Raw genomic sequence first — 14,170 nt, forward strand, 5'->3', positions numbered from 1 at the left:
ATCAGCTGGCGGGAGGCGCATAGAGAGCCAGCCAGTTGCCCTCGGTGTCTTCTATGATGACCCGGGAGCCATGGCCGCTGCCGATGCTGTGCAGGGGCTCGAGCACCCGTCCGCCGATCTTGGGCACCAGCTGTTCAGCCTCCTGCAGGCGCTCGCCAAGGGCGAGGTAGATGAGGGGGCCCGTGTGCCCCGGCTGGTGGTACTTGTCCATGGGGCCGAGACAGGCCGCCGCGTTGTTGCCATCGTGGCGCAGCATGGCGAAGCGGATCTCCTCCTGTATCGGCGTGACCGGCACGTCGAGCAGGGCCGAGTAGAAGGCCATGGCGCGATCCAGATCCCGTGTCGGAATGTCGGCCCAGACCAGGGTATTGTCCATCTTGGTGATCTCCAGCATGTTCCGGCCGATGCGACCGGCGGCGCTGTTCCTTGCTGACGGCCTCTCGCGGCAGCTCGCAGGCAGCTTCCTAGAGGTTAGGAGCAGCCCATGAGGGGCGCCAGAGCTAAAAAAGCGGCGCCTGATGGCGCCGCTTTCGGGTGGGGAACTGGAGGTTTTTTCCCTCGATATACAGTTACTTGCCTGCAATGCTCAGCCCGCCGAAGCGGACGAATGGAGGAGCATGATGTTCCTGGTCATCCATCGGCGGCTACTTGCCTGCAATGCTCAGCCCGCCGAAGCGGACGGATGGAGGAGCATGATGCTCCTGGTCATCCATCGGTGGCTACTTGCCGGCGATGCTCAGCCCGCCGAAACGAATAAGAGGCGCATAGAAGCTCTTGCCGTCGTCGTGATGCAACACGTTGGCGACCGCTTCCAGCTCACCCAGCAGGCGATAGAAGTTGCCGGCCACCGTGATGCCACGCACCGGCGCCACCCGCACGCCGTCCCGGCACAGGAAGCCGGAGGCGCCGAACGAGAAGTCGCCGCTCACCGCATCGGCGCCGGAGTGCAGGCCGTCCAGCTTGACCAGCTCCAGGTACTCGCCACCTTGCGCCTCGGTCTCGCTGTGGGGGCCGAGCCCGAACACCAGGTGGCGCGGGCTGACATCCAGCGCACTGCGGGCGCTGCGCGCCGCCGAGCCGTTGCTGGCCAGGCCGAAGTGGTGGGCGGTGGCGCTGTTGTGCAGCAGGGTTTTGAGCTCCCCTTCGCCGATCAGCAGCAGATCCCGGGTGGGGGCACCCTCGCCATCGAAGGCCTTGATGTGCATGCCGCCCGGCATATAGGTCCGGCTCTCCAGGGTGAGCCAGCGGGAGGCCACCGACTGGCCCAGCTTGTCGCGCCAGGGGTTGATCCCCTGCTGGGCCCACTTGCCTGACAGCGCGGCCTGGAAGCAGCCGAACAGGCTGGCCAGGGCATTGGTGTCGAAGATGGCGCTGTAGTGGCCGCTCGGCACCGCTTCTCCCGCCAGCAGGCCGTCGGCCACGGCGTGGATCTGGCGGATGAGGGTCTGGCTGTCCAGTGCATCGAAGCGGCGCTCATATTGCCCCTGGGAGAACATGGACTGGCGGCCGTCGCGCTCGATAAGGGCGGAGCTGTAGCAGCCGACGCTGAACGCCTGATGCTGGCAGAGGCTGCCCTGGCTGTTGGCGAGCCACAGCCGGCCCTCTCCCTCGAAGAAGCTGTTGTAGGGGGCGCCGGTCACGTCCGGCAGCGCCAGCATGTCCGACTCGAGGCGCAGGGCCAGGGCAATCTTCTCCTCCACGGGGGTGGTGTCGGACTGATTGATCTCGGCGCAGTCGGTGGTGAGCCGGCTCTGCTGCACGGCGATGGTCTGATCCGGGTCCACCTTGGCGAAGCGGCTGGCATCCAGCGCATCCTGCAGCATGGCGGCCAGCGCCGACTGGTCGAGGGACTCCGAATAGGCGATGCCGACCCGGCCCTCTTTTATCAGCCGAATGCCGATCTGCTGGCTGCTGGTGACCTTGTATTCGCTGAGCTCGCCCTTGTCGGCCTTGAGGGAGAAGGCCTTGTCCTGGTTGGCGATGATGTCCGCCTCGGCACCGAGATCGGCGACCTGGTCCAGCAGGCGGGCAAGCAGTTGGTTCATGTCGAGTTGGCTCATCAGGCGTTCCCCCCCACCAGGATATTGTCGACCTTGAGTGGCGGCTGGCCGACCGAGGCGGGAATGGAGCCGGAGACCGAGCCGCACATGCCGGCGGAGAGGGCCAGATCGCGCCCCACCATGGAGATCTCCTTGAGCACTTGCGGGCCGGTGCCGATCAGGGTGGCCGACTTGAGTGGCCGGGTGATCTTGCCTCCCTCGATGAGGTAGGCCTCCTGCACGTTGAAGTTGAACTCGCCGGTGCCGGGCTGCACCGAGCCGCCCCCCATCCGCTTGGCATAGATGCCGTGCTCCACGGTCGCCAGCATCTCGTCCAGGCTGTGATGGCCCGGCTCTATGTAGGTGTTGCGCATGCGCGAGGCCGGCGCGAACTTGTAGGATTCGCGGCGCCCGGAACCGGTACGGGCGTAGCCGGTGCGCAGCGCCCCCATCCGGTCCACCAGGAAGCCGGTGAGCACGCCATCCTTGATGAGCTGGGTGTGCTGGGTCGCCATCCCCTCGTCATCGACGTTGATGGAGCCCCAGGCGTTGCCCTGCAGCCCCTCGTCCACCGCGCTGACCGCCGGATTGGCGATGAGCTGGCCCATCTTGTCGTGGAACACCGAGGCCTTCTTGGCCACCGAGGTGGTCTCCAGCAGGTGGCCGCATGCCTCGTGGAAGATGACGCCGCCAAAGCCGCTCTCCATGATGACCGGCAGCTTGCCGCTCGGGCAGGGGGCGGCGCCCAGTTTCACCAGCGCCTGGCGGGTGGCGGTGAGGGCCAGCTCGCGGGGATCCACGCCGGCGGCGTGTTCCCAGCCCATCATGGCGCCGGGGGCTTCGTAACCCACGCTCTGTTCGCTGCCAAGGGCGGCGATGGTCTGGGCCATGATGCGGTTGTAGTGGCGGCGATCGCTCACCTGCACCCCTTCGCTGTTGAAGATCTCCACCTCCTGCTCCCAGCCCAGCACGTTGCCGGCAAACTGGCTCACCTTGGTGCTCTCGGCGCGGGCCGCGGCATCCATGGCGTGCAGGTAGGCGATCTTCTGTTCCAGCAGCTTGTCGGCTGAGAGCGGCAAGGCCACCGGGTTGCGATCGCTCAGGCGACTGAAGTCGAAGGCGGTGGCAGTCACCACGGGGTCACGCCGATCCTTGGCCGCCAGCAGGCTGACGATGCGCAAGAGCTCAGCGCGGCTGGCCAGGTTGGTGTAGCCGTAGAGCACCTTGTGGCCGTAGCACAGGCGCACGCCGATGCCGAAATCGAGGCCACCGCTGATGTTTTCTATCTGGCTGGAGAGCAGGCTGAGCTGGCTGCGGCGCTTGCGCTCCACAAACAGCTCGGCGAAGTCGGCACCCAGCGCCAGCGCGTGATCGAGCACGTCGCGAGCGATGGCAGGGGCCAACAGGGAGAATGGGGTCATAGAATTTCCTTATTCTGGTCTGTCCGTTTGCTTCCGATACCCGGCTGTGATTGTTATGGGGTACCGTTTCCATTGTTGCAGACCAGCACAAAAAAGTCGCTATAGCGTCATGCGATGATACCGATTGAGAAAATCGGAGCGATTTATGCGCCCGGCAGCCCGAAACCCGGCCGCCGGTAGTCAGTGAAGCGTCGCAGCTGAGGTTTGTTCAAGGGACCTTTCACCAGGCCTTCTTCGTCATGCCGTGTGGGGAGAGGGCGATGGCCGGGGGCCATCGCCAGTTGTATCAGGCAACCCTGTGTGGCTGCTGGCTCACAGCAGCTCGTGGGTCTCGCTCAGGATCTGGTCGACCCACTGCTCGATGCGGGATTCGGTCTGGTCGTACTGGTTGGCGTCGTCGAGCGCCAGCCCGACGAAGTGACGGCCATCGTCGATCAGTGCCTTGGAGGCATCGAACTCGTACCCCTCGTTGGGCCAGTAGCCCACCAGCTTGACGCCCTTGGGGACCAGCTGATCGTGCAGCAGGCCGAGGGCATCCTGATACCATTCGCCGTAACCCAGCTGATCGCCCATGCCGAACAGGGCGATGATGCGGCCTTCCAGCTCGACATCCTGAATGTCTTCCCAGCGGGATTCCCAGTCTTCCTGCAGCTCGCCGAAGTCCCAGGTGGAGATGCCCAGGATCAGGATGTCGTACTCCTGCATGAGGGTGAGGGGCACATCCTTGATGTTGTGGAGATCAACCAGCTCGGGGCCAATGAGGGCGCGGATCTTCTCGGCGGCCATCTCGGTGTAGCAGGTGGTAGAGCCGTAAAACAAACCTATCTTCATCGCTCTTCTCTTGATCGCAGTCGGCAATGGGAGCGGGCAACCGCAGGGTGGCGCCCGGGGGAGGGCGTCAGTCTAGCAGATTGCCCGGCGCGCTTCACCGCCTGGCGGGCGATGGACAACGGCAACTTGCGGCCGCGGTGGGTCGGCACGTTACAATGGGCCATGTTTCCCCTGAGCGCGGCGCACCATGAGCAAGTCTGAATCCCATCCCCTGATCGAGCCGTTTCTGGACGCCCTCTGGCTGGAGCGGGGTCTCTCCGACAACACGGTCAGCTCCTATCGCACCGATCTGGAAAAATTTGCCCTCTGGCTCGATGAGCAGGGCGGCTCCCTGCTGCTGGCGGGGCTGGACGACATCCAGCACTATCTCGCCTGGCGGGTTGACCAGCAGTTTGCGGCCAGCAGCACGGCCCGCTTCCTGTCGGCCCTGCGCCGTTTCTATCAGTACCTCAACCGGGAGAAGCTGCGCAGCGACGACCCCACCGTGCTGCTGGAGGGGCCCAAGCTGCCCAAAAAGTTGCCATCGGATCTCAGCGAAGCCGAGGTGGAGGCGCTGCTGCAAGCGCCGCTGGTGGACGAGCCGCTGGAGCTGCGGGACAAGGCGATGCTCGAGCTGCTCTACGCCACCGGGCTGCGGGTCTCCGAGCTGGTGGGGCTGACCGCTGAGCATGTCAGCCTGCGCCAGGGGCTGGTGCGGGTGGTCGGCAAGGGCAACAAGGAGCGGCTGGTGCCCATGGGGGAGGAGGCGGTGTACTGGCTGGAGCGCTACTACCGGGAGGCGCGCACCCTGTTGCTCGGCGGCACCAGCTCGGACGTGGTGTTCCCCTCCAAGCAGGCGCGCATGATGACCCGTCAGACCTTCTGGCACCGGATCAAGCTCTATGCCCAGCGCGCCGGCATCCAGGGCGAGCTCTCCCCCCACACCCTGCGCCACGCCTTCGCCACCCATCTGCTCAACCACGGCGCCGATCTGCGGGTAGTGCAGATGCTGCTGGGCCATGCGGATCTCTCCACCACCCAGATCTACACCCACGTGGCCAACGAGCGGCTCAAGGCGCTGCACGGCCAGCACCATCCGCGCGCCTGACCGGCAACAAAAAACCGCCAGAAGGCGGTTTTTTTCAAATACACGACAGGAGCTGGCGCTTATTTTCCCTGCTGGGATTTGAGCAGATCGCGGATCTCGGTCAGCAGCTCCTGATCCTTGGTCGGGCCGGCCGGAGCCGCTTCCTCTTCCTGCTTGCGCTTGAGGGTGTTGATGGCCTTCAGCCCCATGAAGATGGCGAAAGAGATGATCAGGAAGTCGATGATGGTCTGGATGAACTTGCCGTAGGCGATGACCACGGCCGGGGTGCTTCCCTCGGCGGCCTTCAGGGTCACGGCGAGGTCGCTGAAGTCCACGCCCCCCAGGATCAGGCCGATGGGCGGCATGATCACGTCTCCAACGAAGGAGGAGACTATCTTGCCGAAGGCGGCACCAATGATGATACCGACCGCCATGTCGATCACGTTGCCTCTGGACGCAAAGGCCTTGAACTCTTGAATCAGACTCATTTTCCCCTCCAAAAATGGGCAAGGTACGGCCAGTGCCGCACCGGTATTTGAATAATAAAGCTTCAGGAAAACAGAGGATGACCGTCGTGTTTCCTGTCGTCCCGGTTAGCTTGCTGGGCCTTTGCCCGATTGGCAACCTGTCAGATCGGGATTTTTTGCGGCCCCGGTTATTAATCAATCGATAATTAAGCGGTTGAGGAGAGAATATTCACTGAGTTACCTTGTGAGTCCATTCGTTCATGCCAAGTGAGTAAAAGAGTGAAGTATTTACTGCTGGGAATGATGCTGCTGGGCTCTTTTGCCGCCAGCGCGGGGATGGATCCCGAACTGTTGAAGCAGACCATAGAGCAACGGCTCGGGGTACAGGTCTATCTGGTGGACGAGACCCCCATGCCCGGTCTCTACATGCTGGGCACCGCCCAGGGGCTGCTCTATACCGATGCCAGGGGCGACTATGTGCTGCAGGGCACCATGCTGGATCTGGCCCACGACATGAAAAACCTCACCATGCTGGGGCTGCGTCAGCAGCGGCAACTGGCTCTGGCCCAGATCGGTGAGCGGCGGGTACAGCTGCGGGCCGAGCAGGAGCGCCATCGCGTCACCCTGTTCACCGATCTCGCCTGCAGCAGCTGTCGTACCACCCTGGCAGAGCTGCCTGTCCTGCAGGCGAGGGGGGTCAGCGTACAGCTGCTGCCGGTGCTCGGCACTTTTGCCGATCTGGCCGAGGCGCAGGCGCGCTGGTGCGATCCCCGGCAGTTCGGTGCACTGGATCTCAGTGATCGTTTGCCTGAGACCGGCTGTAATGAGATCCTTGCCCATCATATCGGCCTGAGCCAGTGGCTCGGGATCAAGGCGCTGCCGAGCTGGGTCCTGCCAAATGGCGACCTGGTACGCGGTTATCAGAGCCCTGAACAACTGCTCAAGATACTGGATCACATCAATGCCCCTGCTAATCCGTCGTCGTCCGCGAGTTGATGATTCCCATCTGCCCGCCACCCTGCACCCGCTGCTTCGTCAAATCTTCGCCAGCCGCGGGGTCGAAGATCCCGCTCTGCTGGAGCGCAGCGCCAGCCAGCTGCTGCCGCCCCAGCGCCTGTTCGGCATGGCGCAGGCGGTGCCGCTGCTGGCCGAGGCGCTGACGGCGCAAAAACGCATTCTCATCGTCGGTGACTTTGACTGCGACGGCGCCACCAGCTCGGCGCTGTGCGTGCTGGCCCTGCGCGCCATGGGTGGTCGTCACATCGATTTTCTGGTGCCCAACCGCTTCGAGTTCGGTTATGGCCTCACCCCCGAGATCGTCGAGCTGGCGGTGGCCCGCGGCGCCGAGTTCCTGATCACGGTGGACAACGGCATCTCCAGCATCGCCGGGGTGGCGGCGGCCAAGGCGGCCGGCATGCAGGTACTGGTTACCGATCACCATTTGCCAGGCCAGGAGCTGCCTGACGCCGACGCGATAGTGAACCCCAACCAGCATGGCTGCGACTTCCCCTCCAAGTCGCTGGCCGGGGTCGGGGTCGCCTTCTATCTGATGGCGGCCCTCAACACCCAGCTGCGCCAGAGCGGCTGGTATGAGCGCCAGGGGCTGCGCGCCCCCAACGTGGCGGATTACCTCGATCTGGTGGCGCTCGGCACGGTCGCCGACGTGGTGGCGCTGGATGGCAACAACCGCATCCTGGTTCATCAGGGCTTGCAGCGGATCCGGGCCGGCCGTTGTCGCCCCGGTATCCAGGCGCTGGTGGATGTGTCGGGCCGCGACGGTCGTCGCCTGTGCGCCGCCGATCTCGGCTTTGCGCTGGGGCCGCGCCTCAACGCGGTGGGCCGGCTCGACGACATGTCGCTCGGGGTCGCCTGCCTGCTGAGCGAAGACATCAACCTGGCGCGCCAGCTCGCCTCCGAAATGGACAGCCTCAACCAGGAGCGCAAGGAGATCGAGCAGGGGATGCAGCAGGAGGCGCTCGCCACCCTGGAGCAGATCCGTTTTCGTGACGGCGAGGTGCCGTCCGGCATAGTGCTGCACCGGGACGAGTGGCATCAGGGGGTGGTGGGGCTGGTGGCCTCCAAGGTGAAGGAGAAGTACTACCGCCCGGTCATCGCGTTTGCCGAGAGCAGCGAGACCGAGCTCAAGGGCTCCGGGCGCTCCATCCCGGGGGTGCACCTGCGCGATGCGCTGGAACTGCTCGATACCCGCCACCCCGGCCTGATGGGCAAGTTTGGCGGTCACGCCATGGCGGCCGGGTTGACCCTGCCCAAGGCCAATATCGAGGCCTTCGGCCGGGCCTTCGAGGCGGTCATCGGCGAGCTGGTGACGCCTGAGCTGTTGACCGGGGTGCTGCTCACCGATGGCGAGCTGCTGCCCGATGAACTGAGTCTGGAGCTGGCGGAGCTTATTCGCGCCTCAGGCCCCTGGGGTCAGGCCTTCCCCGAGCCGCTGTTTGACGGCGAATTCGTGCTGGTGCAGCAGCGGCTGGTGGGGGAGAAGCACCTCAAGATGATGCTGACCACGGATTCCGGCCACGCGGTGGATGCCATCGCCTTTGGCGTCGACTTGCAGCGCTGGCCCGATGCCTCGGTGAAGCGGGTGCGGCTGGTCTATCGGCTTGACGTCAACGAGTGGCGCGGCAACCGCAGCGTGCAGCTGCTGGTGGAGCATCTGGAGGCCGCCGGCCTCTGATCCCGCGAGTCTCTCTTGCTGCCGATGACGGCCACCTCAGGGTGGCCGTTTTTTTATGGTGTAAACCCGGATTTTGCCGTTGACCCGTCTATTGCTTCACAGTTTAAGCTTCCCTTCATCGGGTCACAGAGCCCTCAGCGAGTGGTTGTCATGAAAATATCCGAACTGGCCCGGCGCTGCGGCCTGGCCCGCTCCACCCTGCTCTATTACGAAAAGCTGGGGGTGATTGCGGGCACGAGGGCCGCCAACGGCTATCGCCACTACGACGATGAGGATCTGCAGCGGCTGCGGATGGTACAGGCCCTGCAGGCCGGCGGCCTCAGCCTCAAGCAGTGCCTCGCCTGTCTGGCGGGCGAGCTGGAGCAGGCGACACTGGTAGCCCGGGTCAGGGAGCTGGATGAGGAGCTGGCGCAGATGCAGCGCGCCAGGGATCTGCTGGCGGATCTCGCCGGTTTGCGTGCGCACTCCGGCGACGAGTTCAAGGCCTGGCAGCGGCAACTGCAGCATCAAGCCCCGCAGGCCTATTTTGCCTGGGTGATGAAGCAGGGGTTCAGTGAAAAAGAGCGTTACCACCTGCAGTGGCTCAGCAAAGACATGAACGAACACGAGCGCTACATCCGGGATTTCAAGCTGCTGCTGGACGGCATGAGTTATTGGGGGCCGGGGGATAGCCTCTTCACCCAGCAGCAGTTTGCCGCGCTGCCCAGCCAGCCTCGCCGGATCTTCGACATGGGCTGCGGGCGCGGCGCCGCCACCCTGGCGCTGGCACAGGTGACGGACGCCACCATAGTGGCCATCGATCTGGACGAGGAGGCGCTGGCCGCCGTGGCCCGCAGCGCCAGTGCGGCGGGTCTGGGTCAGGTCACCACCCTGTGCGCCAATATGGCGGACTTGCCCATGGAACTTGCCCCCGTCGATCTCATCTGGGCCGAGGGGAGCGCCTACACCATAGGGGTGGCCAACGCCTTGCAAGCATGGCGGCCGTACCTTGCCGGCCCTGCTGCCTGCCTGGTGCTGAGCGACCTGGTGTGGCTGACGGACACGCCGCCAGAGGAGGCGCTGGCGTTCTGGCAGCGGGATTATCCCGCCATGCAGACGCTGGCGGGCCTGCTGAAGACGGTGCAAGAGGCGGGTTATCGCTGTCTGTCGCACACCCAGTTGCCGCAAAGGGCCTGGCACAACTATCTGGATCCCATCGAGCGCAATCTGGCACGCCACAGTGCCGCGCTGGGGGATAGCCCCGCCTGGCAGGATCTGAGCCGGGAAGTGGCCATCCACCGTCAATACCTGGGCAGCTACGGCTATGTGATCTGCTGCCTGCAGGCAGCCTGATCAGGTTATCCATTGCAAGAGAACAAACGGAGAATCCCTATGAACATCATCATTAGGCCCGAAACGGGCGCCGATCACGACGCCATTGAGGCGCTGACCATGGCCGCATTCCTCAATGCGCCCCATACCGATCACAACGAACAGCGGATCGTGCGGGCCTTGCGCCAGGCCGGGGCGCTCAGCCTGTCGCTGGTGGCGGAGCTGGAGGGGCGGGTGGTCGGCCACCTCTGCTTCTCACCGGTGACCATCAGTGATGGCAGCCCGCACTGGTATGGTCTTGGCCCTATTTCGGTCTCTCCTGCCCTGCACGGCAAGGGGCTGGGGTCACGGCTGATGGAGGCGGGTCTGGCCGAGCTCAAGGGGATGGGGGCGGCCGGCTGCGTGGTGCTGGGGGATCCCGGTTTCTACGGCCGTTTCGGCTTCGTGTCCGAGCCGGGATTGACGCTGCCCGGCGTGCCGGCGGAGTACTTCATGGCCCGCTCGTTCGGCGCCGCCATGCCCCGTGGCGAAGTGTGCTACCACCCAGCCTTTGTGCTGGCGTGAGGGGCACCGTGAGGGCAAAGAGGGTGCTCCTTGCGCTCATTGTGGTTTTTAATTGCCAGCTTTATTGATAACGAGGGTTTTTAGTATCGATTCGTGAGTGTTTGCAGGGTTTCAAATTCAATAAAAAGATGAATTGTGATATATTCGGCCTCGCTGAATCCTCTTTTAAAGAAGGGACTTCCCGCTTGTCACCCGCTGGCCGACGCTCGACCTGGCCGATGGCCCTCGCCATCGCCTGCCTTCTGTGGCTTGCCGCCTTCGCTGCGGCAGAGGTCGGTGCAGCCGTACGTCAGGCTGCGGTCGGCCAGGGCGCCTCGATGCAGTTGCATGAGCCGGCCGATCCCGGGCTGGTCAACAGCGTCAGCCTGCCGCCGGGCGGCCAGTGGCGGCTCAGCTTCGAGCAGGGGCGACGGCTGGAAGGGGCTGCTCAAGCCGAGCTCTATCAGGTGCTGCTGGCCTGGTTCCAGCACGATATCCTTGGCCTGCTCTGCGGCCTGCTGTTCTTCCTGCCCCTCATCTACCTCAGACAACTGAGCGACTACTTCGGTTATCTGCACCGGTGGCAGTTGAGCTGCCATCACCTGCAATTTCGTTTCTGCCACAGCGACTCGTATCCGGCTGCTTGCTGAGCGCCCGTCCGCCCAAGGCTTTTTCCCTCGCTGATTGATGTCAGCCGCGAAGGCATGCCCGTGCGGTCCGGTGCCCTCCTTGCACCGTCTTCCTGCCTGCCCGCCGGCGGGCGCGAAGGCGGCTCCCGCCCCGTACACGTTGTGAGCCGACCCGATGGATTATTATGTAAACCTGTTTATTCACTCGATTTTTGTCGAAAACCTGGCGCTGGCCTTCTTCCTTGGCATGTGCACCTTCCTAGCTGTTTCCAAGAACATCAACACCGCCTTTGGCCTTGGCATGACGGTGCTGGTGGTCATGGTGATCGCCATTCCCCTCAACAACCTGATCTACCGCCATATCCTGCGTCCCGAGAGTACCTTCCTCGGCGAGTTTGATCTGAGCTTTCTCGATTTCATCGTCTATATCGGGGTGCTGGCGGCGCTGGTGCAGGTGATGGAGATGGTGCTGGACAAACATTTCCCGGCGCTCTATCACGCGCTCGGCATCTATCTGCCGCTGCTGACGGTGCATTGCGCCATCTTCGGCGGGGTGATGTTCATGGCCCAGCGGGATTACGACTTCATCGAATCCGTGGTGTACGGGGCGGGCTCAGGGCTGGGCTGGCTGCTGGCCATCGTCGCCATCGCCGGTCTGCGCCAGAAGATGAAGTATTCGGATGTGCCAGAGGGGCTGCGCGGCATCGGCATCACCTTCATCGTGGCCGGGCTGATGTCGCTGGGCTTCATGTCTTTTTCCGGCATCTCGCTCTAGCCGGCTGAGTGCTGCAACGGCCACGCAAGTGGCCGTTTTGCCATCTATTGGTCCTCGATCATCCCCAGCAGGCGGTCGTGTACCAGCGGCAGCTCCAGAAAACCGTCCCGGTCGAGGAAGTGACCGCCATGCTCCAGGCTGTAGAGCGGCGCGGCCAGCTGTTCGCTCAGGTGCTGGCAGTAGCGATAGGGCACGATGGCATCGTCGCGGGAGGCGACCACGACCCGTCGGGGCGCCAGCGCCATGATGTGGGCCGGCTCGTAACCCTGGGTCATGAAGGGATCCAGCTCAGGCAGGGTGTGCAGCGGCTGATCGAAGCCGGACACCAGCAGGATCCCGCCCACCCGGCGGGAGGCAGGCAGGCGGCTCAGCTGGCGCAAGATGGTGATGCAGCCGAGGCTGTGGCCCAGCAGAAAGGTCCGCTCATCGTGATCGCGCACCAGGCTGTCCATGGCGGCGTCCCAGGCGGCGGGTTGCGGATGGTGGGGATCAGGCATGGCCAGCACCTCGACCCGGATGTCGCGGGCTTCGAGCTGCGTCTTGAGCCAGGGGAACCAGTGGGAGTGGGGGGAGGCGGTATAGCCGTGCACGATGAAGACGCGGGTGTGTGACATAAGCAGGATCCTGAAACGGGGCGACAGGGAACAAACAGGGCGTGCGCAGCGACGCAGGCCGGAGCGGCCTCATCATATCAGCGCCAGCCGGGGGGTGGCACGCCCCTGTCCGGGTAGTACAAGGGCGGGACAAGGCGTTCAACCCAGTCGTTTGGCCATGTTATAGCCGGTGATGGCGAAGCCCGCCTCCTGGTAAAGCGCCAGGGCACGCGGGTTGTCGTGGGCGACCCGCAGGGTGATCTGGCGGATGCCGCTGCGTTTGAGCTCGGCTTCCAGCAGTGTCATAGCGGCCTTGCCGATCCCCCGGCTACGGTAGGCCGGTGCGACATAGAAGTCATAGATAAAGGTGGCGGAGCCGTCGCTGTCGATGGCGTGCCAGAGATAACCCAGTGGCTCCTCCTCGGCGGGGGCAACTGCTCCCTCTGCGGGCAGGATGCAGAGCAGGCGGTGGCCGGCGCTGGCCACCTCTTGCGGCAGATAGCGCTGCAGGGAAGCCTCGGCCTTGTGGCGGGCGGTGGCGAGATCGTGGCCCTGGTTGCTGGCGAGATCCTGCGCGTACTCCTCGATGAAGCAGGCGCAATAGGCGGGGTAGTGCTGCTCGCTCATGGGCAGCAAGCGGATAAGCGGTGTCGGCATCCTGCAGATCACTCAAGGGGAGAAGGGAGGCTCACGTTAACCCGGCGGCGAAGTGAGTGCAAACGGCGCTGGCCGTGGTCGGCAGCTGGAACGGCGTCCGCCTGCGGCCGGCCCATAAAAAAGAGCGCCCAGGGGCGCTCTTTTTTGACCAGGGGGAGCGAGGTTATTTCACCTCTTCGCCCTTGGCTTGCAGGTCCGCATGGTAGGAGGAGCGGACGAAGGGACCGCAGGCGGCGTGGGAGAAGCCCAGCCCCATGGCCACGTCTTTAAGCTCGTCGAACTCTGCGGGCGGCACGTAGCGCTTCACCGGCAGGTGGTGGCGGCTCGGCTGCAGATACTGGCCCAGGGTCAGCATGTTGACGCCGTGTTCGCGCAAGTCCTTGAGTACCTGCACGATCTCTTCGTTGGTTTCGCCCAGACCCATCATGACGCCGGACTTGGTCGGCACATGGGGGTGCATCTCTTTGATGCGGCGCAGCAGCTCCAGCGACCACTTGTAGTCGGCACCCGGACGGGCAACCCGGTACATGCGCGGGGCGGTTTCCAGGTTGTGGTTGAACACGTCCGGCGGGGTCTCGCGGAACACTTCCAGTGCCTGCTCCATCCGGCCGCGGAAGTCCGGGGTCAGGATCTCGATGCGGGTCTGCGGGCTGTGCTCGCGGATCTGCTTGATGCAGTCGGCGAAGTGCTGGGCACCGCCGTCACGCAGATCGTCGCGGTCCACCGAGGTGATCACCACGTATTTCAGCCCCATCTCCTTGATGGTCAGTGCCAGCTTCTTCGGCTCGTCCGGATCGAGCGCCAGCGGGCGGCCATGGGCCACGTCGCAGAAGGGGCAGCGACGGGTGCAGATGGCGCCCATGATCATGAAGGTGGCGGTGCCGTGGTTGAAGCACTCCGCCAGGTTGGGGCAGGAGGCCTCCTCACACACTGAGTGCAGCTTGTTCTTGCGCAGGGTGCTCTTGATGTGTTCGATCTTCTGGCTCGACGGCGGCAGCTTGATCCGCATCCAGTCCGGCTTGCGCAGCACTTCCTCGTTGGGATCCGGCATGAATTTCACCGGGATCAGGGCCATCTTGTCGCCATCGCGCAGCTTGACGCCCGGCTCCATACGAACGGGTTTGCTCATGATTCACTCTCGGTGTT

At 64.1% G+C, this 14,170-nt stretch carries 15 protein-coding genes; 7 read left to right on the top strand and 8 right to left on the bottom strand.

Annotated elements, in window-relative coordinates; all coding sequences use genetic code 11:
- Nucleotide 1: 1 nt before the first annotated feature.
- The 4 genes from C2U40_RS04015 to fldB form a co-directional block, all read right to left on the bottom strand.
- Entirely contained in the window at nt 2-394 is a 393-nt protein-coding gene (locus C2U40_RS04015; protein ID WP_171281107.1) for a VOC family protein, read from the bottom strand.
- 325 nt (nt 395-719) lie between these two features.
- Complete coding sequence (locus tag C2U40_RS04020; protein WP_103826919.1) at nt 720-2,060, bottom strand: TldD/PmbA family protein; 1,341 nt, start codon at nt 2,058-2,060, stop codon at nt 720-722.
- Nucleotides 2,060-3,460 carry a TldD/PmbA family protein gene (locus C2U40_RS04025; RefSeq protein WP_017409267.1) on the bottom strand — a complete coding sequence of 467 codons (1,401 nt, stop codon included), beginning with the start codon at nt 3,458-3,460 and terminating at the stop codon, nt 2,060-2,062. The genes C2U40_RS04020 and C2U40_RS04025 overlap by 1 nt, the downstream gene beginning before the upstream one ends.
- 312 nt (nt 3,461-3,772) lie before the next feature.
- Complete coding sequence (fldB, locus tag C2U40_RS04030) at nt 3,773-4,291, bottom strand: flavodoxin FldB (protein ID WP_103826920.1); 519 nt, start codon at nt 4,289-4,291, stop codon at nt 3,773-3,775.
- A 187-nt stretch (nt 4,292-4,478) separates the two neighbouring features.
- Between fldB and xerD the strand changes: the two genes are divergently transcribed.
- Nucleotides 4,479-5,378 (top strand): site-specific tyrosine recombinase XerD, encoded by a 900-nt coding sequence (gene xerD / locus C2U40_RS04035; protein WP_077096523.1) that lies wholly within the window; start codon nt 4,479-4,481, stop codon nt 5,376-5,378.
- A gap of 59 nt (nt 5,379-5,437) precedes the next feature.
- Here xerD and mscL read toward each other — a convergent pair whose 3' ends face one another.
- Complete coding sequence (gene mscL, locus C2U40_RS04040; protein ID WP_017409264.1) at nt 5,438-5,845, bottom strand: large-conductance mechanosensitive channel protein MscL; 408 nt, start codon at nt 5,843-5,845, stop codon at nt 5,438-5,440.
- A 258-nt stretch (nt 5,846-6,103) separates the two neighbouring features.
- Here mscL and C2U40_RS04045 point away from each other — a divergent pair, with 258 nt between their 5' ends.
- The 6 genes from C2U40_RS04045 (at nt 6,104) to nqrE (ending at nt 11,774) form a co-directional block, all read left to right on the top strand.
- Entirely contained in the window at nt 6,104-6,820 is a 717-nt protein-coding gene (locus C2U40_RS04045) for a disulfide isomerase DsbC N-terminal domain-containing protein (protein ID WP_103826921.1), read from the top strand.
- Nucleotides 6,786-8,516, top strand: coding sequence for a single-stranded-DNA-specific exonuclease RecJ (gene recJ, locus C2U40_RS04050; protein ID WP_043159833.1), 1,731 nt, complete (start codon nt 6,786-6,788; stop codon nt 8,514-8,516). The genes C2U40_RS04045 and recJ overlap by 35 nt, the downstream gene beginning before the upstream one ends.
- Before the next feature lie 150 nt (nt 8,517-8,666).
- On the top strand, nt 8,667-9,848 hold the full coding sequence (locus C2U40_RS04055) for a MerR family transcriptional regulator (protein WP_103826922.1): 1,182 nt from the start codon (nt 8,667-8,669) through the stop codon (nt 9,846-9,848).
- Nucleotides 9,849-9,887: 39 nt separating this feature from the next.
- The gene (locus C2U40_RS04060) at nt 9,888-10,391 is read left to right on the top strand and encodes a GNAT family N-acetyltransferase (RefSeq protein ID WP_103826923.1); all 504 of its coding nucleotides are present in this window, start codon (nt 9,888-9,890) and stop codon (nt 10,389-10,391) included.
- A gap of 218 nt (nt 10,392-10,609) precedes the next feature.
- Entirely contained in the window at nt 10,610-11,020 is a 411-nt protein-coding gene (locus tag C2U40_RS26455) for a hypothetical protein (protein ID WP_043159837.1), read from the top strand.
- A 154-nt stretch (nt 11,021-11,174) separates the two neighbouring features.
- The gene (nqrE, locus tag C2U40_RS04070; protein WP_011707038.1) at nt 11,175-11,774 is read left to right on the top strand and encodes an NADH:ubiquinone reductase (Na(+)-transporting) subunit E; all 600 of its coding nucleotides are present in this window, start codon (nt 11,175-11,177) and stop codon (nt 11,772-11,774) included.
- A gap of 44 nt (nt 11,775-11,818) precedes the next feature.
- On the opposite strand, the gene C2U40_RS04075 is transcribed toward nqrE, so the two are convergent.
- The 3 genes from C2U40_RS04075 to lipA form a co-directional block, all read right to left on the bottom strand.
- On the bottom strand, nt 11,819-12,388 hold the full coding sequence (locus C2U40_RS04075; protein ID WP_103826925.1) for an RBBP9/YdeN family alpha/beta hydrolase: 570 nt from the start codon (nt 12,386-12,388) through the stop codon (nt 11,819-11,821).
- A 138-nt stretch (nt 12,389-12,526) separates the two neighbouring features.
- Nucleotides 12,527-13,024 carry a GNAT family N-acetyltransferase gene (locus tag C2U40_RS04080; RefSeq protein ID WP_181014701.1) on the bottom strand — a complete coding sequence of 166 codons (498 nt, stop codon included), beginning with the start codon at nt 13,022-13,024 and terminating at the stop codon, nt 12,527-12,529.
- A 163-nt stretch (nt 13,025-13,187) separates the two neighbouring features.
- Entirely contained in the window at nt 13,188-14,153 is a 966-nt protein-coding gene (gene lipA / locus C2U40_RS04085; protein WP_011707035.1) for a lipoyl synthase, read from the bottom strand.
- Nucleotides 14,154-14,170: the final 17 nt, after the last annotated feature.

The organism is Aeromonas sp. ASNIH4, from assembly GCF_002934425.1.
In the GTDB taxonomy this organism is placed as follows: domain Bacteria; phylum Pseudomonadota; class Gammaproteobacteria; order Enterobacterales; family Aeromonadaceae; genus Aeromonas; species Aeromonas hydrophila.